This is a genomic window from Synoicihabitans lomoniglobus, assembly GCF_029023725.1.
Lineage (GTDB): Bacteria > Verrucomicrobiota > Verrucomicrobiia > Opitutales > Opitutaceae > Actomonas > Actomonas lomonigloba.
The window spans coordinates 1093792-1112255 of the sequence record NZ_CP119075.1 but is presented as its reverse complement, the minus strand read 5'-3'; the positions used below and the strand labels follow the sequence as shown (position 1 = coordinate 1112255).

The window sequence follows — 18464 nt, the reverse complement described above, 5'->3', positions numbered from 1 at the left end:
GCGACTAGCTCCAGTTTGCCAGCAGGCGACGCAGGGTTTCGTCGACCAACTTGGGATTGGCCTTGCCGCGCGACGCTTTCATCACCGGACCTTTCATCGCGTTGATGGCGCCGTCCTTACCGCCGAGAAATTGTTCACGCGCCTTGTCGTTGCCCGCGATCGCATCGCGACACCACTGCTCCAGCTCGTCGGCGTCGGTGTCGTCCTTGAGTCCTTTCCGATCCACCACCGCCGCCGGGGCTTCGCCGCTCGCGAAGGTCTCGTTAAAAACCTCCCGGGCAATCTGATTCGAAATCGTGCCGACATCGATCAATCCGACCAGTTCGGCCAGATGGGGCGGAGTCACCTTGGACTCGGCCAAGCCGATCTTGGCTGCGCTCAATTCGCGCAACAAGTCGTTGGCGATCCAATTGCCCACGGCCTGCGCTTTGGCGCGGCCCGCGATGGTCACCGCCGCTTCAAACCAATCGCTCAATTCGCGATCCGGGATGAGCACCGACGTGATCGTGTAAGGCAGATCATAGTCGGTCATGAACCGTTGCTGTTTCTCGAAAGGACGCTCGGGGCATTCGGCCGCGATGCGTGCCTTCCAGGCTTCATCGACGCGCACGGGCATGAGATCGGGATCCGGAAAATAACGGTAGTCGTGCGCCTCCTCCTTGGAGCGCAACGATTGCGAGGTGCCCGCGATGCCATCGTAATCGCGTGTTTCCTGCACGATCTCGCCGCCGGTTTTCTTGAGCGCCAACTGCCGCTTGATTTCGTGGGCGATACCGTCGCGCACGTAGGAAATGGAATTGAGATTTTTGAGCTCAACCTTGGTGCCCAGCTCCGTCGTGCCGACCGGCCGAATCGAGATGTTCGCGTCACACCGCAGCTGGCCCTTTTCCATGTCGCAGTCGGAAATCCCGGCGTAAATCATGGTCGTGCGCAGCGTGGTGAGAAAAGCGTAGGCTTCCTCCGCCGAAGCGAGCGCCGGGTCGGTCACGATCTCCATCAATGGGGTGCCCGCCCGGTTGTAATCAACGAGAGAATCGTGCGCGAAGTGCGTCAGTTTACCGACGTCTTCTTCGAGGTGGATTCGCGTGAGCGGAATTTTTTTGTGCTCGCCCATCACGTTGCGCGACGGCCCCGGGAGTTCGATTTCCACGTATCCGCCGATACAGATCGGTTGATCGTATTGGGTGATCTGATAGTTCTTCGGCGAGTCCGGATAGAAGTAGTTTTTGCGGTCCCATTTGCAGACCTCGGCGATCTCACAATGCAGCATGAGCCCCGCCTTGATGATGGCATCGAGGGCCGCCTTGTTCATCACCGGCAGCGTGCCGGGTAAGGCGAGCACAACCGGATCGGTGAGCGTATTCTCATCGTGACCATAACCCTGCCCGACGCGGGTAAAAATCTTGGACGCCGACTTGGCCTGAACATGGACCTCAAGTCCGATAACAGCTTCGTAATTCATTTTTGATGAGGAACCACGAAATACACGAAACACACGAAAGCGGTTAGAAAGTCCGGAAGCTTTTCGTGTGTTTCGTGTATTTCGTGGTTTTAAAATTTCAAAGTTCGGGGCGTTGGGAATGCCAGTCGTGGGCGGTGTCGTAGGCGTGGGCGATCGCGAGCAGGTCGGCTTCGGCGTAGGGTTGGCCGATGAGTTGCAGGCCGATGGGCAAACCCGCGGAGGTGAAACCAGCAGGGATCGAAATACCCGGCAGACCGGCGAGATTTACCCCAATGGTGTAGATGTCGGACAAATACATCGCGAGCGGATCGGCGGCTTTTTCCCCCGCCTTGAACGCCGGCGTCGGCGTGGTCGGCGTGAGGATCGCATCGACCTGTTCGTAGGCATTGAGAAAGTCCTGCCGGATGAGCGTGCGCACCTTCTGCGCCCGCAAATAATACGCGTCGTAGTAACCGCTAGAAAGCACGTAGGTGCCGAGGATGATGCGACGTTTCACTTCCGGCCCAAACCCTTCGGCACGCGACTTGAAATACAGGTCGACGACATCCTGCGCATCTGCGGAACGGTGCGTGTAACGAATGCCGTCGTAGCGCGCCAGGTTCGAGGATGCTTCCGCTGTCGCGATGATGTAGTAGGTGCTGAGGCAATACGGCGTGTGCGGCAGGGAGACCTCTTTAATTTCGCAACCTTGCTCCCGGTAAAACGCGATGGCTTTCTCGATCGCGGCCCCCACTTCGGGGTCGAGCCCTTCCCCAAAATACTCCTTGGGGATCCCGAGTTTCCACGGCCCCTTTTTCTCGCTCAACGCAGCCCGGTAGTCGGGCACATCGGTTTTGAATGAAGTCGAATCCCGCGGGTCGTGACCGGCAATTGCGCCCAGCATGATGGCAGCATCTTCCACCGTGCGCGTGAACGGACCGATCTGATCGAGGGACGACGCAAACGCCGCCAGCCCGTAGCGCGAAACCAAGCCGTAAGTGGGCTTCAAACCCACGACGTTGCAAAACGCCGCCGGTTGCCGAATCGACCCGCCCGTGTCGGACCCGAGGGTCGCCACCGCTTCACCCGCCGCGACGGCCGCCGCGCTGCCGCCGGAACTGCCGCCCGGAACACGGTCGAGATCGTAGGGATTGCAAGTGGTTTGAAAGGCGGAGTTTTCCGTCGACGAGCCCATCGCAAACTCGTCGAGATTGGCACGGCCCCAGAGCACCGCGCCGGCGGCTTTAAGTTTCTCAGTCACCGTCGCGTCGTAGGGCGACACGAAGTTTTCGAGCATCTTGCTGCTGGCGGTCAGCGGCTGATCACGCACGGCGATGACGTCTTTGAGCGACACGGGAATGCCATCGAGCGGTCCCCTCGCCTGCCCGACGGAACGCCGCGCATCGGAGGCGGCGGCTTGCGCCAGCGCATCCTCGGGATTGACGGAGTTGAAGGCCTTGACGCGATCGTCCACCGCGGTCGCCCGATCGATGGCGGCCTGCGTGAGTTCGACGGACGAAACCGTGCCGGCGGCCAGCGCGTCGGCCAATTGCGCGATCGTTTGGAAAGTCAGTTCAGTCGACATGCGATTACTCCACGACTTTGGGCACCACGATCATGTTCTGGCGCTGCTGCGGTGCATTGCGCAGAGCCTCCTCGACAGGCAACCCGCCTTGGGCGACGTCGTCGGCCCAGACGTTTTCCACCGCGAAGGCGTGAGCGGTGGGCTCCACGCCGGTCACATCGACCTGCTCCAATTGCTTGATGTGCTTGAGCACATCACCGAGTTGGGCGGCGTAAGCGGTTTTTTCCTCAGGCGTGAGGGCAATGCGCGCGAGATGCGCGACGCGATCGATGTCGAGTTCCGGGGTATCGGCCATGATGGTGAATTTCGCGATTTACGAACGAACTTGGTAGGCGGTTTTGGCGGCGATTTGTTCGAGCACGGTGGCGAAGGTCTTGTTCACCTCGTCGTCCTTGAGCGTGCGATCCGGGGCGCGGAATGAGAGCGAGAACGCTAGGCTCTTCTTTCCCTCCGGCAGGCCCTTGCCTTGATACACATCGAAGAGGTTGACCGCCTCGAGTTCGAAACCTTTGCCGGTCGCACTGCGGGCGAGCTTCGTGAGGGATTTCAACACGTCGCCCGCCGCTTCGGTTTCGTCGACGACAACCGCCACATCACGCAGCGCAGCGGGCTGCGAACTGAACGGTTGGAATCGGCTGCGCTTGCCGCCTTTGCCCAAACGTTCCGGCAGAATCGCAAAGACTCCGGCGTAGACCTTGCCGGAGACATCGAGCGCCTTGAGATGGGTGAGATCGAGTAAACCATAGCGGGCGGTCCAGCCGTAAGCCATGTTCCCTTGCAGGGTGTGCTGACCGGCTTGCCATCCGGTCGCGGCCGCATCGTCAGTCGCGAGGTGCGGCTGACGCGAGAGGTCGACGCCTGCTTGATTGGCCAACGTCTCCACCATGCGTTTGGCGGTGTAGAAATCGGCGGGCTCACGCTTGGTCCAGGCGGCGGTCGCGTTTTCGGCGATGATGAATCCGACGGCGGCACATTCCTGCACGCCTTTGTCATTCGGGATGAAGACGCGGCCGGTTTCGAAGAATCCCGTGACCGCATTGCCACGCGCTTGGTTAAGCCGCAGGGAATCGAGCAGACCACCGATGAGCGACGGACGCAGGTGCGACTGATCTTCGACGAAGGGATTGGCGAGACCGAGTGGATCCGTTGCATCCGCGCCGATCCACGAAGTGACATCGACCTTCGAGCGCAGGGTGTAAGTCACGCACTCGTTGAAGTTCTGGCCAATAAGATACGCACTCGCGGCGCGGTTGTATTGCGCCACCGGATTGTCCTCCATCAGCAGGCCGGGGCCCGTGACCGTCACGGCCGGAATCTTGGCGGTGCCGTGCACGCGCAGAATCTCTTCGACCAAGTCGATCGGGCGATCCAAGTCGGTGCGCCAGCTGGGAATGCGCACGGTCCAATTGACCCCGGCATCGTCCTCATCCTCACGCACAATCAACAAATCGAGGGCTTCGAGGGCGCTGCGTTGATCGTCGTCCGAAATCTCAAAACCGAGGCGGGCATTCACCCACGACGGTGCGACGGTGATCTCGCGTTCCCACGGCACATCACTGCCCACGCGGAGGGTTTCGCCGCAGATTTGGCCGCCCGCATATTTCACCACCAACGCGAGCGCACGGCGGGTGGCCTCGGGAATCGAATGAACATCGATGCCGCGCTCGAAACGGTAGGAGGAGTCGGAGCTCAGGCCGAGTTGACGCGAGGTGGCGCGCACGGATTGACGACGGAACGCCGCGACTTCGAGCACGAGGTCGGTCGTGTCATCCGCGACCCCGGAATTTTCTCCGCCCATGATACCGGCAACGACGATCGACTTTTCGACGTCGGCGATCACGAGCATGTCGGGGGTCAGCGTCCGCTCTTTTTCGTCGAGCGTGACCAGCGTTTCGCCCTCGGTCGCCCGCCGCACCACGATGGATTGACCGGCCAGTTTGCGGGCATCGAAGGCGTGCATCGGCTGCCCGTATTCGAGCATCACGTAGTTGCCGATATCGACGAGGTTGTTGATGGGACGAATCCCGATCGCAGTAAGTCGCTGCTGCATCCACGCCGGTGAGGGTCCGACCTTCACTCCAGTGATCGCGGTGGCGGTATAAAGCGGGCAATCCTCGGGTGCGTCCACGCGAAGCGATTTCAACAGGTCCGGACGAGCCGTCGTCGCCGCGGGCAAATCGGTCGACGGATAACGCAGTTCGAGGCGGAACCATGCGGCCAGCTCACGGGCGACACCGAGGTGGCTCTGGCAGTCGGGGCGATTGGGCGTGATCTCGATATCGAACACCACATCGCCGGCCGGAAGCGCGTCGTTGATGGGGGTGCCGATCTCCGGACGATCGGTCAGGATCATCAGGCCGGAATGATCGTCGCCGATCTGCAGTTCCTTGCCCGAACACATCATGCCCTCGGACGCTTCGCCGCGAATTTTCGACGGCTTGATTTTGAAGTCCCCGGGCAACACGGCACCGATGAGGGCGACCGGCACACGGTCGCCCACTTGGTAATTCTGCGCTCCGCAAACGATGCGCTTGGTGCCGCCGTTGGCCTCGCCCACGGCCACCGCACAAATCGATAGCCGGTCGGCGTTGGGGTGTTGATCACGGGTCAGGACTTCTCCGACGACGACATTCGTCATCTGCGGCGCGCCCGTGTGCTCGATGCCTTCGACTTCGAAGCCAAGGAATGTGATGGCCTCGGAGATCTGCTCATCGGTCAGGCCATTGAGGTCGACGTAGTCTTGGAGCCAGGATTTGGAAATTTTCACAGGAAAAGGAAAGAAGAGTTAACCACGAATGGACACGAACAGCTTCACTACCACTACGCACGGTAACGTCGGAGTCGCTCGGATTGATCCGTGTTCATTTGGGTCCATCTGCGGTTAAAAATAGGGTCGCCGCTCAGGCGAATTGGCGGAGAAAGCGGAGGTCGTTTTGGTAGAAGTAGCGAATGTCATCGATGCCATACATCATCATGGCGATGCGTTCGATGCCCATGCCGAAGGCGTAGCCGCTCCACACGGTGGAGTCGTAACCGACGTCGTCAAACACCGCCGGATCGACCATGCCGCAACCCATGATCTCGACCCACTCCTTGTTGACTTTGGGCAGGTGCTTGGCCGAGAGATCGACCTCGAAACTCGGCTCGGTGTAACCGAAGTAATGCGGGCGAAAACGCACCTTGGTATCGGAGCCGAGCAGCGATTTGAGCACGTAGTCGAGCAGCGCCTTCAGGTCCGAAACCGTGACGTTTTTATCGACGTAAAGTCCTTCGAGTTGGTGAAAGTTGGCCGAGTGCGTGGCGTCGACCGTATCGCGACGATACACCCGACCGGGCGAAACGATGCGAATGGGCGGTTTGCCTTTCAACATGGTGCGGATCTGCACCGACGACGTGTGGGTGCGCAGCAGATACTTTTCCCCGGGAATCTTCTTCGCGATGTTGGTAAAAGCCGCATCAGTCGGCAGGTAGAACGTGTCCTGTGCGTCGCGGGCGGGGTGATCGGCCGGGGTGTTGAGCGCGTCGAAACAGTAATACTCGGTCTCCACCTCGGGACCTTCGACCACGGTGAAGCCCACTTTTTTAAGGATGCCGCAAATTTCCTCGCGGACCAGCGTCAGCGGATGACGCGTGCCGGGCAACGGATCGGGCGAGGGCAAACTGGGATCAATCGCCGGTCCGAGCTGCGCCGCGATCTCGGCGGCCTCGATCCGGGTCAGCGCCGTGTCGAGCAATGCCTGGAGCGCCGTTTTGGTTTCATTGATGAGCTTGCCCATGGCCGGGCGCTCCTCCTTGGGCACGCCGCCCATTTGTTTCATGAGCCCGGTGAGCTCACCTTTGGGGCCGACGTAGCGGGCTTTGGCCGCCTCGAAGTCGGGTCGACTGGCCAGCGCGGAAAGTTCGGTCTCGGCTTGAGCGACGAGAGCGGAAAGTTGGTCTTGCATGCGGGTAAGGGAAAATAAAAGAGGACGGCGCCCCGACGTGCGGGACCCGTCCTCCGGGAAATCAATGGAGACGAGCCCCCCGGGCTCGCGATGGAATGGATCAGGCCTGCGCGGCGGCAGCGACCTTGGCCTTCAACGCGTCCTGGGCTTGTTTGACCACGGCGTTAAAAGCGACTTCGTCGCGGACGGCGAGATCGGCCAGCACCTTGCGGTCCAGGTCGATGTTGGCGGCGTGGAGACCCTCGACGAAGCGGGAGTAGCTCATGCCTTGGGCCCGGACGGACGCGTTGAGGCGAACGATCCAGAGCTGACGGGCGAGCGTCTTCTTCTTCTTGCGGTCGCGGTAGGCGTGTTGCCAGGCGTGATCGACGGCGTCTTTCGCATAGCGATAGAGCTTCGACTTACGCGCGTAGTAACCCTTCGCGTGGTTGAGGACCTTTTTGCGGCGCTTGAGCGCGGCGGGAGCATTAGTGGCACGAGGCATGTTTTATATGGTGTGTTGGGCGCTGGCGGGTCGTCTCGTTAGGATTCACCCGCCGGGCGAATTGCGGTTGGTTGGCTGCGTCCGGTCTTAGAGACCGTGCGGAAGTCCGCGCTTGAGGTTGGCAGCTCGGCCAGCAGGCACTTGCTTGTCTTGCGACGCGCGACGTTTTTGCTTGGAGCTTTTGGTGGCCATCAAGTGACGGAAGCCGGGTGTGCGGCGCATCAACTTGCCTTTGGCGGACAATTTGAAGCGCTTGGCGATGGATTTCTTCGTCTTTTGCATGGAGAGAACGGCAGAACACAGAGAGCGGGCCCGCCTATGGCAAGGGGATTTTTGGCGGAGTTCACGAGAACCCCACCCGGTCGCGCTAAAAGCCTGCGGCGAAGTTGGTTCGGCGCGGATCGGCGTATCCGGTCACGGTGCCGTCAGGCGCGATCTCAATCGCATTGATCCCGCCAAAATAGAGCCCCGTCCCGGCGTCCTCTTCCTCCTTCACGGTCCAGCCCGCCGCGGTCAGAGTCTGCCGCGTGGCGGCACTCAGGCCCGTTTCGAGAACGATCTCGTCGACATCGCCATTGCGCCAAGCGGGGTTGATGTGAACCCTGACGTCGCCGATCGCCGCGTCCAGCGTGCGCTGCCACAATACCCGATCGAGCACCACCTGGAGCATCGCCGTGGGTATGCGGGAGCCTCCGGGCAGTCCGAGCGCGATAATCGTGCCGTCGGGGCCGAGGATCAGGGTCGGGCAAATGGTGCTGCGCGGGCGTTGGCCGGCCGCCACGAAATTGGGACTATCGGACTCGCGATAGGCAAAGTTGCTCATGCTGTTGTTGAGCACGATGCCAGTGCCGGGCGCGACCCGCCCCGAACCAAAATGCAGGCTGAGGGACTGCGTGGCGGTCACCACGTTTCCCTCCCGGTCGACCACCACGAAATGGGTGGTCGAGGCGTTGGCATCTTCCAGCGCCGGAGCCGGGAGATGCGCCGGCTCGGACTGCAACCAAGCCTGCTGTTCAGCGATATAGGACTCATCTAAAAGCTCCGCAAACCGGTCCATCGCGTCGGGCCGATCGGCGATTTCGGCGTAAATGCGGGGCTGAACGCGTCCCCAAGCGCGAGCAATCAGATCGAGATTATACGCCGACCGCAGGGGGCGTGAGGTATCCAACAGAGGTTCCAATACCTTGAGCACCGGGAAAAACATAGCCGCGCCCGTCGAAGGCGGCGGACTGCTGAGCAGTTGGTAACCGGCGAAATCAAGCGGGACCGCTCCGGTAATGCGGGGGGCATAGGCTGCCAAAGCTGCACGGGAAAACCCACCCTGCCCACTCACGCCATCGGCGATTTTTCGGCCAAGTCGGCCCTCATAAAACGAATGCGGACCGTCTTCCGCCAACCAGGCCAAACTGCGTGCGAGGTCGGGATTGGGCAATCGCGTGCCGATTGCCGGCACATCGCCTCCGGGCAAAAAGAGGGACGCCAGCTCCGGGTCCCCCTCGAGACGATCCCGTCGCTCTTCAAACAAGGTGCGGGTTTTGGGTTCGATCCGAAACCCGCGTTCCGCCAATGCCCGGGCCGGTTCCACCAAACTCCCCCACTCGCGCGTGGCCCAGCGGGCATGCACCTCGGCCAGTCCGGCGGGCAAGCCCGGCACGGCCACCGCGGTGTATCCCCGCGTGCGTTCCGCTGCGGTCCATTGCCGGGCGGCGGTTTCATCAAGATCGACCGGGGCGGCATCCATCGCATCCACCACATACGTCTGTCCCGTGGCCGCGTGGTGATAGAGCAGCATCAACTTCCCGCCCAAACCGGAGCCATAGGGTTCCGCCACGCCCAACGCCAATGACACGGCGATCGCCGCGTCCGCCGCGTTGCCGCCTGCCCGCAACACCTCGACACCGATGGCCGTGGCTTCGGGATGCCCCGCCACGACCATGGCCTGTCGACCGGTGACCGGGATCACGTCAACCACCGGTGGCACGGCCGACAGCGTGGCACCGACCCAGGTGAGAATGAGGGGAAACAACCGGGGAATTTTCATGATATTTCGCTGGGCGCGGGAGCTGGGTCCCGCCGGTCGGTGGAGCCCAACTGTCCGGGCCACCCCGAGCCGGTGGCAACGATCAAGATAAACTAGAACTTGTGGGTGAGCTGCACGAACCACTGGCGGCCCTTGGCATCGTGATAGCTGGAGTCGTATCCGTCGGAAGCCGACAGGTAGAGCGGTGGAGCCTCGTCGAGAAGGTTGTTGACGCCCACCCGCACCGACGTGCCGTGCAGCATCGAACCCTCGCCAAAACGGTAACCCACCGAAGCGTTGGCGATCCATTGCGCGTCGAGAATGATTTTCTGCACGTCGCCGTTGGCGTCGGTCGTATCGTAGGTCGAGCTGTTCTCGTAGTCGCTGATGTATTTACCACTCAGATACGCGGACCAGTCGCCCCGGCGCCACGAAGCGGATATCAGTCCCTTGGTGCGGGGATTGCCGCCCTGGCGGATCGGGTTCGAAACGTTGCCGTCCCGATCGATGTCCTCGAGTTTGGAGGTGTAGGTGCCTTCAGCCTTGAACGTGAACCGGCCGATGGAAGTCGCGGGCATCACCCAGACGAGCGACGCGTCGACGCCTTCAATGGTGCGCGACTGCAGGTTGTAGTAGGTGCCCTGGATTTCGATCAAGCGACCGGGAATCCCCGCCGCCACATCGGCGGCGGTCCGGGCCTCGCGCAGCACGCGGGGATTGCTGCCGCCGTTGGCGAGCCACCGCATTTCATCCATGTCCAACTCGTCCTGGGCATCGGGATTGTCGATACGGTCGGTGGATTCGATTTGGAAAACATCCATCGAGAGCGAGAGCCCCTCCACCTTGGGAACATCCAGCACGAAGCCGATATTGTAGGACTGTGACTCCTCGGGCTGCAGCGTGGGGTTGCCGCCGGTCACGACTCGTTTGGTGACCGTGCCTTCGGCGTCTTCTTCACCGGTGCGGGCCCCGTCGATGAGCCCGTCATTGCGCCGGGCGCGCTGCGGTTGATAAAGCTCGGCGACACTGGGAGCACGAAATCCCTCGTTGTAGGAAGCACGAATCATGAGCCCTTCGTAGATGCGCCAGGACAACGCGGCGGCGGGCTTGAGAGCATCGAAATCCTCGTAGTTTTCGTAACGGGCGGCGACGCGCAGATCCAAACTGTGCACGCCGGACGCACGGTTGGACTCACTCACGAGCGGCAACAGTGATTCGGTGTAAAAACCATACATGCGTCGGCTGGCGTTGATGTCGATTTGCTCGGATTGCGCGATGACATCGTCGGCGAGTCCGAAGGGATCATTGACCTGCTTCATGCTCTCGTTGCGCACTTCGACGCCCATCACCGTGGCCATGGGCCCGGCCGGAAGATCCACCATGTCGCCGGAAATCTTGCCGTCCCAACTCGTGACCGTGCCGGTGCCGCGATCCCAGATGTCGATGACGAAGTTTTCATACTGAGCCGGTGAATTGGCGTTGGCGCCTCCGAACGGATTGAAGGCGTCGGGCGTGTCGAGAGCGAGTTGGGCCTCCAGCAGGCTCTGCGACATGTAGTTGTTGTTCACCTGATCGGTCTTGCCGGTCATGTGCAGGACCGCGGTCTCCCAGTCCCAACCACTCGCGATGCGACCGCGTAATCCGACGACGCCGCGGTAACTTTCCAGCGAGGTGTCATAGGTGCGGGGCCCAATCTCCGTGGGACGGTAGTTGCGAATGAGCACATCGCGCGGTGTGCCCGACGGATTCGCCGTGCCCGGGCCGTAGAAACGCGAGCCCACAGGATTGTAGTAGTTGGTCTTGGGCACGACGACGCCATCGGTGCCGGAGGAGATCGGCGTGGCGGCGGTCTGGCCGTGCGAGTCGGCTTGGTAGAAGGACAATTCCGCAAACAGATCCATCACCTCGCTGACCTCGTGGTCGATGGTCGTGAACAAGGAAAGGCGCTCGGTATCCGGCAACAACCAGCCGTCCTCCTGGAAATCGTAAAACGCGCTGGGACCGGTGCCCGAGCTGAGCTGACCCGTTTCGGGATCCACATAAAACCGGCCGCGGGCCGAGCCAGAAGTCGGGGTCACCCCCGGCACGCCGACGGTGGCGCCGGAATCCGTTTGGGCGGTGAAACGCCCCTCGGGCCCCGAAGACGACATGCGATTAAAGCGGCTGTTGGAGGCGAAGGGTTCGTCGACAATCAGTCGTTTGTCGGCATCCGCCGCGTAAGGGCGATCCGCCGCAGCGAGGTGTTCGCGTTTGAAGTAGGATAAGAATATCCCGAGGTGAGTGCGGTCGTCTCCCGAGGCGAAACCTCCGGAAAGATCGACCGTGTAGTCGTTGGGCGCCGGGTCACCCCACATGCCTTTGACGCTCAATTCGACTCCGGTGAAGTCCCGACGCAGGCGAGTGTTCATCACGCCGCCGATCGCATCGGAACCATAAATGGCCGAGGCACCGTCGCGCAGGATGTCGATCTGGCTGACGGCGGCCACCGGGATGGAGTTGAGGTTGACGAATTGGATCGGCGGCGTGCCCGGCGTCACCCCGTGGGCCGACATCCGTCGACCGTTGAGCAACACCAAGGTCCGGCCCGTGCCGAGATTGCGCAGGTTGATGGTGGCAACGTCGCCGCGGGCGTCGTTGGGGCCCGTCGAAGTTTCATTGAAGCCGATGTTCTGCGAAAACGGCAGGGCCGCCACGATATCGGCGATCGTGCTGGCGCCGAGCGCCTCGATGTCGACCGGCGAAAACGTGCTCATCGGCACGGACGCCTCCTCGAGGGCGCGGGAGAGGTTGGAGCCGGTGACGGTAAATGCGTCCAACTTAAGCACCTCGTCCGAGGGGGCGGTCTGGGCGAAAACCAGAGGGGCGAAAAGTCCGCCCAGCACGGCCAAGCGCACGCGCTGCGAGTTCACTGTGAAGTTCATTGCTTGTTCAGGTATTGGGTTTGAGCAAAGGATTCGCCGATATTCGACGGAGGTTCCACCTGATACTACAGCAGTTTCGTCGCCCCGACCATGGCGTGAAGCTACGTAACGCCAGGCGGCGCGAGCGGACTTGCCTCCCGGCCCGCCGCGCGTCAAAGCGGGCGTGACATGAGCCCCTCTTCACGCCTTTCGCCCGCCCCGCGCCGCTTCGTGATGGTGGACGACTCGGCGACCTTTCGCGAACTGGTGCAGGACACCCTGCAACGCCGCTACCAACCGCTGATCTTCGAGGGTTACGCACTGGGTCGGGACGGCATCGCCGCCTGTTGCGACACGCCCCCCGACCTGCTCATCGTGGATCTTTATCTGCACGACATGGACGGCCGCGACATCGTGCGCGAGCTCCGTCGCCAAGATGTGAATACACGCATTCTGGCCGTGACCGCCCACCCCGACGCCGGCCTGCCGGCGGACCTCGTCCAGCTCGGCGTCGCGGGCTTCGTCGACAAACACTCCCCCATCGAACAATTGGAGCGAGCGGTGCAACGCCTGCTCGACGGCGGCATGTTTTTCTCCGCTTCGGTTCGCCCTCCCGCCCCCCGGCTCGGCGACGAGCCCGCGGTGCCCGCCGCTCCCGCCTCGGTGTTGAGTGAACGCGAACGAGAAGTTGTGCGCCTGGTCGCGCGCGGACTGGCTTCCAAGGAAATCGGCTCTCGGTTGGGATTGAGCACCCGCACGGTGGAAAAACACCGTGCGCGCATTCTGGCGCGGCTAGGTCTGCACGACATCCCCACCCTCGTCCGCTGGTGCCTCCTGCGCGGCCTCGGCTGAATTCGCCCGCGGCAACAGCACGCGAAAAATTGCCCCTTGGCCGGGCTGCGACTCGATTTCCAATCGACCCCGATGAAGGGAGACCAGCTCGCGCGCAATGTGGAGGCCGAGCCCGGTCGAGTGTTCGCCGCCCGTGGGTTCAGCCGACAAACGGGCGTAGGGTCCGAAGACCCGTGCCATGTCGCCGGGAGACAAACCGGGGCCGTCGTCTTCGATCTCGATCGAGATCCACTGTGTCTGCGTCAACACCCGCAGTTCGATGTGCCCGCCCCAAGGCGTAAACTTCAGGGCGTTGCTCAACAAATTGTTGAGGATCTGCCATACCCGTTCGCGATCGCCCCGCACGAGCGGCAAATCGGGAGATATTTCCACGCGCAAGGCCTGTTGTTTCGTGAGCGCCACCGTTTGGAGATGCTCGACCGCCTCCGCGCAAAGCGACGCCAGATCAAAGTCGGCGGGATGCAGCGTAAAGGCCTGCCCCTCGATCGAAACGGAATCCAACAAATCATGCACCAAGAGGTCCATGCGCGTGGCATCGACGCGCATGCTCGCGGCCAGGCGCCGCGCGACGGAGTCGGACGGAGCATCGTCCTCGATCCGGGTGGCCGTCGCCCGCAATGTCGCCAATGGGGCTTTCAAATCGTGTGAAGCGATGCGCAAGAGTCGGGATTTCAAGGCTTCCGCCTCTTCGGCCCGATCCCGGGCATCCTCCGTGGCAGCTCTCACCCGCCGTTCCTGCCGGAGTCGCACCCGTTGCAACCAAACCGCCCCGACCAGCATCACCGCCAGCACACCCAAGCCGGCCGCCATCGCCGCGGTGACCAGTCGGCGACGGCGTAGCTCCGCCGCCTGCAACGCCTGATCCCGGCGCAACAGGTCAATTTCGTGCTCCCGCCGTTCCGTTTCGTAGCGGGCGTTGAGTTCCGCCACCCGTTGTCGGGCCTCCACGGATCGCGCGCTTTCCGTGGCCTCGGCCCGCAACCTTTCGAAGCGCAGTGCTTCCGGCCAGTCGGCCAGCGCTTCGTGCGTGCGGGCGAGTTCCTCGTAGAGGTTGGCCAACACTTCGGCGCTGCCGAGCGACGATCCCGCCTCCAGTCCCGCCTGAAGATGGCGCAAGGCTGCTTCAAAATCACCCGTCTCGCGCAGGATGCTGCCGATACGCCGATGCACATTGGCCACATAGCGCTTCAGGTCGAGGCGTTCATAGATCGCCCGGGCCTCGTCCATGCGCACGAGGGCGGCGGCCGAGTTGCCCCGGGCGTGGTCAATGAGAGCCAGGTTGTTCAAAGAGTCGGCGATGCCCCGCGTGCTCCCCAACTGCCGTCGCAAGTCGAGGGCACGTTCGTGATGCACGGTAGCTTGCGCGACATCCTGTGTGCCAAGGAAATGGTTGCCCAAACTGTTGTGGGCGATGGCCAACTGCCGCACCTCTCCCGCTCGCTCCGCCCATGCAAGTGCTTCCTCCAGGTGTCTCGCCGCCTCCGCCGTCTCGCCAAAACTCTCCATCGTCAGTCCCAAACCCGTGTGCGCTTTGGAAATGAGCCGGGCATCTCCGGTCGACTGTGCGACCGCCAACTGCTGCAAGTGCGTTTCGATCGAGGAAGGGTAATCCGCCAGACTCCATTCCAGCCGCCCCTTCAGGTAGAGGAACTCTCCCAGCAACGCATCGTCAGCGACATGTTCCGCTGCGGCCAGTCCGGCCCGCACGACGGTCATCGCCTCCGCATAATCCCCCAGACGACGCAACGCCGAGGAAGCCACCAACTCGGCCTCAAGACGCTCCTTTGCGGTCGGGGCTTGCGCCATCGCCGCCCGGGCCAGCACCAGAGCCTGTTTGGAGTCATGGGCCTCCAGCCGTTTGGCTTGGGACAACAGCACGGCAAAACCCGGCGGGGCGCTCCCCGGTTCCGGAACCTGCGCCAGCGAGAATCCGGTTGCACAACTCATCCCCAACCACCAGCGAACCGTGGTGATGAACCGACGGATAAGCCGTTCTCTGGGTGGGTCACCGCGGGTGGGCCATAACCGAACCAACCAAGATGGGTGCAGGAGGCGGAGGTAAATCCAGTTCATGAGCCAGAGTGAGGCGGGGGCGATTGAAGCGAAACGGCGCGAATCGTGCCAGAAGTCTGCCGTGATGGGACTCGATCGCAGTTGAGTTAATCTGTCAGCAAAAGTTGGTTGACAAGGGCTGGGCGGAGATGAGCTATTCAGCGTTCCATTGCATGGCTCCCTAGCTCAATGGTAGAGCAGTTGACTCTTAATCAATTGGTTCTCGGTTCGAGTCCGAGGGGGGCCACCAATTTACTCATTTTCTTGCTTGGGGCCGTTGAAGGACGGTCACCCACCCTCGGGCAGGAAGTTCTTTTCCACCTTTCCTGTCATATCACGATTCCTTCAGATTTGATCGCTTCCGGCGGTCAAAGGGTTCGATCAGTGCTCCTTTTTGCCGGTGTAGCTCAATTGGCAGAGCACCTGTTTTGTAAACAGGCGGTTGCAGGTTCGATTCCCGTCGCCGGCTCCACTTTTCACTCTGAAAGTCATGACTTTAACCACTGCCTGGTGGTGTAATGGTAGCACAGCAGACTCTGACTCTGCTTGTCTAGGTTCGAGCCCTAGCCGGGCAGCCAGTCATGGGATCGTTACTTAACGATCCTCGACAATCGTCGCCGAAGGTCGTTGACAGCGCTTGGTGAGAGAAAAACGTCTCATCCTTCATTTGTGTCAGTCACCTGTAACAAAATTACCTACTCCTTTGCTTGCTCTTCGGCATCGCGCTTGCTGCGCGACGAGTCCGGGTCAACCCTTCGCGCATCCAAACGATATAACGTTTCCGATTGCCTTGCTTGAAGCCTTGCCCCCCCATGCGCCGCGCTTCAATCTAACTCCCTTTTTCAACCCTACACTTCTCCTTAATACCAATCAGATAACATGACCTCGACATCGCTTACGTTCGCTTTCCTCATGGGCCTTTCTCCTATGGAGTTCTTTAAACATGGTGGATACATCATGTGGCCGATCATCCTCCTCTCGTTTGTGATCGTCACCGTGGTTATCGAACGCGTGATCTTCACCGCTCGTGAAGCCGCCCACCGTGACCGCGAGTCCGTGGAAAAGATGCTCGAACGCGTTGAAGCGTCCGATTTTGACGGTGCGATCGCCGTGGGCCGCAAGTCGAAGGACTTCATCGCCCGCATCCTCGTTTACTCCCTGACCCACCGCGACACGTCGATGGCCAATGCCTTCGCTCGCGCCACCAACCAGGAGATGCAACGCTTCAACCAAGGCATGCCCACGCTCGACACGATCGTGACCGCCGCGCCTTACGTTGGTCTGCTCGGCACCGTTACCGGCATGATGGCGACCTTCGCCGCTCTCGGTTCCGGCGGCGACATCGGCGCCAACGCCGGCGCCATCACCGGTGGTGTGGGTGAAGCCCTCATCGCCACGGCTTGCGGTCTCGCCATCGCCATTTTCGGTCTGTTCCCGTTCAACTACATGAACTCGAAGATCGCTCAGGCGAAGCACGACGTCTCCGACGCCTCCAACGCCCTCGAACTCATCCTCAGCAAGTCCGAGACGTCCGACGCCAAGGTCTAAACGTGGTGTTCGCACTCTCTAACTCTAGCTCCACCATCTAATGGCAAGCTCAGGAGGCGGCACCAACGCCGACGGCACCAAGAAGGCGCGCATTGAGATTATTCCTCTCATTGACGTTATCTTCTTCCTGCTCGCGACCTTCGTTCTGTTCACGCTCTCATTGAACAAATCCGGGGGCGTCCCCGTTTCGTTGCCGAACACCAGCACCAGTGCTGCGCGTGATCCGGCCGGTTCAGTGACCATCAGCGTCACCGCCGAAGGCACCCTCGCGTGGGACAAGGACCTCATCTCCCTCGATGACTTCATCGATCGGCTTCAAGCCTACCATCAGGTTATGGGCAGCGACGCCCGCATCCTCATCAATGGCGATCAATCCGCGTTTTTCAGCCAGGCACGCTACGTGTTCGATGAAGTCCGCAAAGCCGGTATCACCAAAGTAGAAATCGAGACCCGGGTCACCCCGCAGTCATAATTTCTCTAAGAAAACTCTAATCTAAACGATTCCACAATATGGCCGGTGGTGGCAAAACTCAGAAATTAACCGAGGAACACGCGAAAGAAGCGCGCATTGAGATCATCCCTCTCATTGACGTTATCTTTTTCCTCCTCGCGACTTTCGTTCTCTTCACGCTCTCCCTGAATCGCATCCAATCGATTCCGATCAACCTTCCCCAGGCGGTTCCGCCCCGTCCGAATCAAAACGACGACGACAAGCCGATCACGTTGCAAGTATCCGACAGTGGCAACTACTACTGGAATCAGGAACTGATCACGATGGCGGAAGTGAAATACCGTCTCTCCAAATACGTGGAAGAGCCCAACCCTCGCGTCTTGTTGACGTCTGACGACCTCGCCAAATACGGCGAAACCATCAAGATCTTGGACGCGGTGCGTGACGCCGGTATCAAACAGGTATCGTTCGAGACCGTCTACCGTCCCACCGGTCGCTAAACCCAGGAAATCTGTCCCATGACTCGCGACCTTATTATCGGACTTCTCGTCTCCGTCAGCCTTCACGCCGGATTCCTATTCGGTGACCGCCTCTTCCCCGAAAAGGAAGTCGTGCAAGCCGCCGTGGTCGAAGAGGAATTTACCATCGAATTGATGGAAATGCCTCCCCTCGAACCAGAACCGGAAGAAATTATCGAATCCACCGATGACGCTCCCCCCGAGGAAATCGAATTCGCCCCGCCCATGCAGGCCGACGTCCCGTCGGTCAATGTCGAGACGCCGTTCGTGCAGAAACTGCAGCCTCCTCCCCCTCCCGGACTCGAACGCCCCACGGGAATCGTTTCCATTCCCAAGACCAGCGCCACTCGCGCCATCGGTCAGGGCATGAAGGACCTGTTTGATCTGAAGAACCTCGATCAACAGCCCACCCCCCGTTTCCAAGCCAAACCAAACTATCCGTTTGAGATGCGCCGGGCCGGTATCACCGGACAAGTGGTCGTCGGCTTCATTGTCGATGCCCGCGGCAATGTTCGTGAAGCCTACTCCGTAAAATCCTCGCACCGCGAATTCGAGCAAGCAGCCATCCAGGCCGTCTCCAAGTGGCGTTTCCGCCCCGGTAAAAAAGACGGACGTGCGGTCAACACCCGCATGCAAGTTCCCATCGTTTTCAACATTACTGACGAATAA

15 protein-coding genes and 3 tRNA genes are annotated in these 18464 nt (G+C 61.0%); 8 read left to right on the top strand and 10 right to left on the bottom strand.

What is annotated here, in order from left to right:
* Positions 1–4 precede the first annotated feature (4 nt).
* The 9 genes from gatB to PXH66_RS04185 form a co-directional block, all read right to left on the bottom strand.
* Positions 5–1462 carry an Asp-tRNA(Asn)/Glu-tRNA(Gln) amidotransferase subunit GatB gene (gene gatB / locus PXH66_RS04225; RefSeq protein WP_330931244.1) on the bottom strand — a complete coding sequence of 486 codons (1458 nt, stop codon included), beginning with the start codon at positions 1460–1462 and terminating at the stop codon, positions 5–7.
* Positions 1463–1559: 97 nt separating this feature from the next.
* Entirely contained in the window at positions 1560–3026 is a 1467-nt protein-coding gene (gene gatA / locus PXH66_RS04220; RefSeq protein WP_330931243.1) for an Asp-tRNA(Asn)/Glu-tRNA(Gln) amidotransferase subunit GatA, read from the bottom strand.
* Between the two features lie 4 nt (positions 3027–3030).
* The gene (gene gatC, locus PXH66_RS04215) at positions 3031–3321 is read right to left on the bottom strand and encodes an Asp-tRNA(Asn)/Glu-tRNA(Gln) amidotransferase subunit GatC (protein ID WP_330931242.1); all 291 of its coding nucleotides are present in this window, start codon (positions 3319–3321) and stop codon (positions 3031–3033) included.
* An 18-nt stretch (positions 3322–3339) separates the two neighbouring features.
* Entirely contained in the window at positions 3340–5793 is a 2454-nt protein-coding gene (gene pheT, locus PXH66_RS04210; protein ID WP_330931241.1) for a phenylalanine--tRNA ligase subunit beta, read from the bottom strand.
* Positions 5794–5926: 133 nt separating this feature from the next.
* Positions 5927–6970 (bottom strand): phenylalanine--tRNA ligase subunit alpha, encoded by a 1044-nt coding sequence (pheS, locus tag PXH66_RS04205; RefSeq protein WP_330931240.1) that lies wholly within the window; start codon positions 6968–6970, stop codon positions 5927–5929.
* 100 nt (positions 6971–7070) lie between these two features.
* Complete coding sequence (gene rplT, locus PXH66_RS04200) at positions 7071–7454, bottom strand: 50S ribosomal protein L20 (protein WP_330931239.1); 384 nt, start codon at positions 7452–7454, stop codon at positions 7071–7073.
* An 87-nt stretch (positions 7455–7541) separates the two neighbouring features.
* On the bottom strand, positions 7542–7736 hold the full coding sequence (gene rpmI, locus PXH66_RS04195) for a 50S ribosomal protein L35 (RefSeq protein WP_330931238.1): 195 nt from the start codon (positions 7734–7736) through the stop codon (positions 7542–7544).
* Between the two features lie 85 nt (positions 7737–7821).
* A complete protein-coding gene (locus tag PXH66_RS04190) occupies positions 7822–9495 on the bottom strand; it encodes a gamma-glutamyltransferase family protein (RefSeq protein WP_330931237.1) in 1674 nt (557 codons plus the stop codon).
* A gap of 92 nt (positions 9496–9587) precedes the next feature.
* Entirely contained in the window at positions 9588–12395 is a 2808-nt protein-coding gene (locus PXH66_RS04185) for a TonB-dependent receptor domain-containing protein (protein WP_330931236.1), read from the bottom strand.
* A gap of 168 nt (positions 12396–12563) precedes the next feature.
* Here PXH66_RS04185 and PXH66_RS04180 point away from each other — a divergent pair, with 168 nt between their 5' ends.
* Positions 12564–13226: a response regulator transcription factor gene (locus PXH66_RS04180; protein ID WP_330931235.1), complete on the top strand. Its 663-nt coding sequence runs from the start codon at positions 12564–12566 to the stop codon at positions 13224–13226.
* Here PXH66_RS04180 and PXH66_RS04175 read toward each other — a convergent pair.
* Positions 13167–15173, bottom strand: a complete 2007-nt coding sequence (locus PXH66_RS04175; protein ID WP_330931234.1) for an ATP-binding protein — start codon at positions 15171–15173, stop codon at positions 13167–13169. The genes PXH66_RS04180 and PXH66_RS04175 overlap by 60 nt on opposite strands.
* A gap of 280 nt (positions 15174–15453) precedes the next feature.
* On the opposite strand from PXH66_RS04175, the gene PXH66_RS04170 reads away from it, so the two are divergent.
* From PXH66_RS04170 to PXH66_RS04140, 7 genes are all read left to right on the top strand, one after another.
* Positions 15454–15528 (top strand) — tRNA-Lys (locus PXH66_RS04170).
* 146 nt (positions 15529–15674) lie between these two features.
* Positions 15675–15750: transfer RNA gene (locus PXH66_RS04165), tRNA-Thr, on the top strand.
* A 32-nt stretch (positions 15751–15782) separates the two neighbouring features.
* Positions 15783–15856 (top strand) — tRNA-Gln (locus tag PXH66_RS04160).
* 334 nt (positions 15857–16190) lie between these two features.
* On the top strand, positions 16191–16826 hold the full coding sequence (locus PXH66_RS04155; protein WP_330931233.1) for a MotA/TolQ/ExbB proton channel family protein: 636 nt from the start codon (positions 16191–16193) through the stop codon (positions 16824–16826).
* Between the two features lie 40 nt (positions 16827–16866).
* A complete protein-coding gene (locus PXH66_RS04150; RefSeq protein WP_330931232.1) occupies positions 16867–17298 on the top strand; it encodes an ExbD/TolR family protein in 432 nt (143 codons plus the stop codon).
* A gap of 38 nt (positions 17299–17336) precedes the next feature.
* Positions 17337–17777 carry an ExbD/TolR family protein gene (locus PXH66_RS04145; RefSeq protein WP_330931231.1) on the top strand — a complete coding sequence of 147 codons (441 nt, stop codon included), beginning with the start codon at positions 17337–17339 and terminating at the stop codon, positions 17775–17777.
* An 18-nt stretch (positions 17778–17795) separates the two neighbouring features.
* Positions 17796–18464 (top strand): energy transducer TonB, encoded by a 669-nt coding sequence (locus tag PXH66_RS04140; protein WP_330931230.1) that lies wholly within the window; start codon positions 17796–17798, stop codon positions 18462–18464.

Bases quoted from the DNA above. Each gene is read 5' to 3' on its own strand.
- PXH66_RS04175 (WP_330931234.1), bottom strand. From the start codon at position 15,173: ATGAGTTGTGCAACCGGATTCTCGCTGGCGCAGGTTCCGGAACCGGGG.
- PXH66_RS04190 (WP_330931237.1), bottom strand. From the start codon at position 9,495: ATGAAAATTCCCCGGTTGTTTCCCCTCATTCTCACCTGGGTCGGTGCC.
- gatA (WP_330931243.1), bottom strand. From the start codon at position 3,026: ATGTCGACTGAACTGACTTTCCAAACGATCGCGCAATTGGCCGACGCG.
- pheS (WP_330931240.1), bottom strand. From the start codon at position 6,970: ATGCAAGACCAACTTTCCGCTCTCGTCGCTCAAGCCGAGACCGAACTT.
- PXH66_RS04155 (WP_330931233.1), top strand. From the start codon at position 16,191: ATGGGCCTTTCTCCTATGGAGTTCTTTAAACATGGTGGATACATCATG.
- PXH66_RS04180 (WP_330931235.1), top strand. From the start codon at position 12,564: ATGAGCCCCTCTTCACGCCTTTCGCCCGCCCCGCGCCGCTTCGTGATG.
- PXH66_RS04145 (WP_330931231.1), top strand. From the start codon at position 17,337: ATGGCCGGTGGTGGCAAAACTCAGAAATTAACCGAGGAACACGCGAAA.
- rpmI (WP_330931238.1), bottom strand. From the start codon at position 7,736: ATGCAAAAGACGAAGAAATCCATCGCCAAGCGCTTCAAATTGTCCGCC.
- PXH66_RS04185 (WP_330931236.1), bottom strand. From the start codon at position 12,395: ATGAACTTCACAGTGAACTCGCAGCGCGTGCGCTTGGCCGTGCTGGGC.
- gatC (WP_330931242.1), bottom strand. From the start codon at position 3,321: ATGGCCGATACCCCGGAACTCGACATCGATCGCGTCGCGCATCTCGCG.
- PXH66_RS04140 (WP_330931230.1), top strand. From the start codon at position 17,796: ATGACTCGCGACCTTATTATCGGACTTCTCGTCTCCGTCAGCCTTCAC.
- rplT (WP_330931239.1), bottom strand. From the start codon at position 7,454: ATGCCTCGTGCCACTAATGCTCCCGCCGCGCTCAAGCGCCGCAAAAAG.
- gatB (WP_330931244.1), bottom strand. From the start codon at position 1,462: ATGAATTACGAAGCTGTTATCGGACTTGAGGTCCATGTTCAGGCCAAG.
- PXH66_RS04150 (WP_330931232.1), top strand. From the start codon at position 16,867: ATGGCAAGCTCAGGAGGCGGCACCAACGCCGACGGCACCAAGAAGGCG.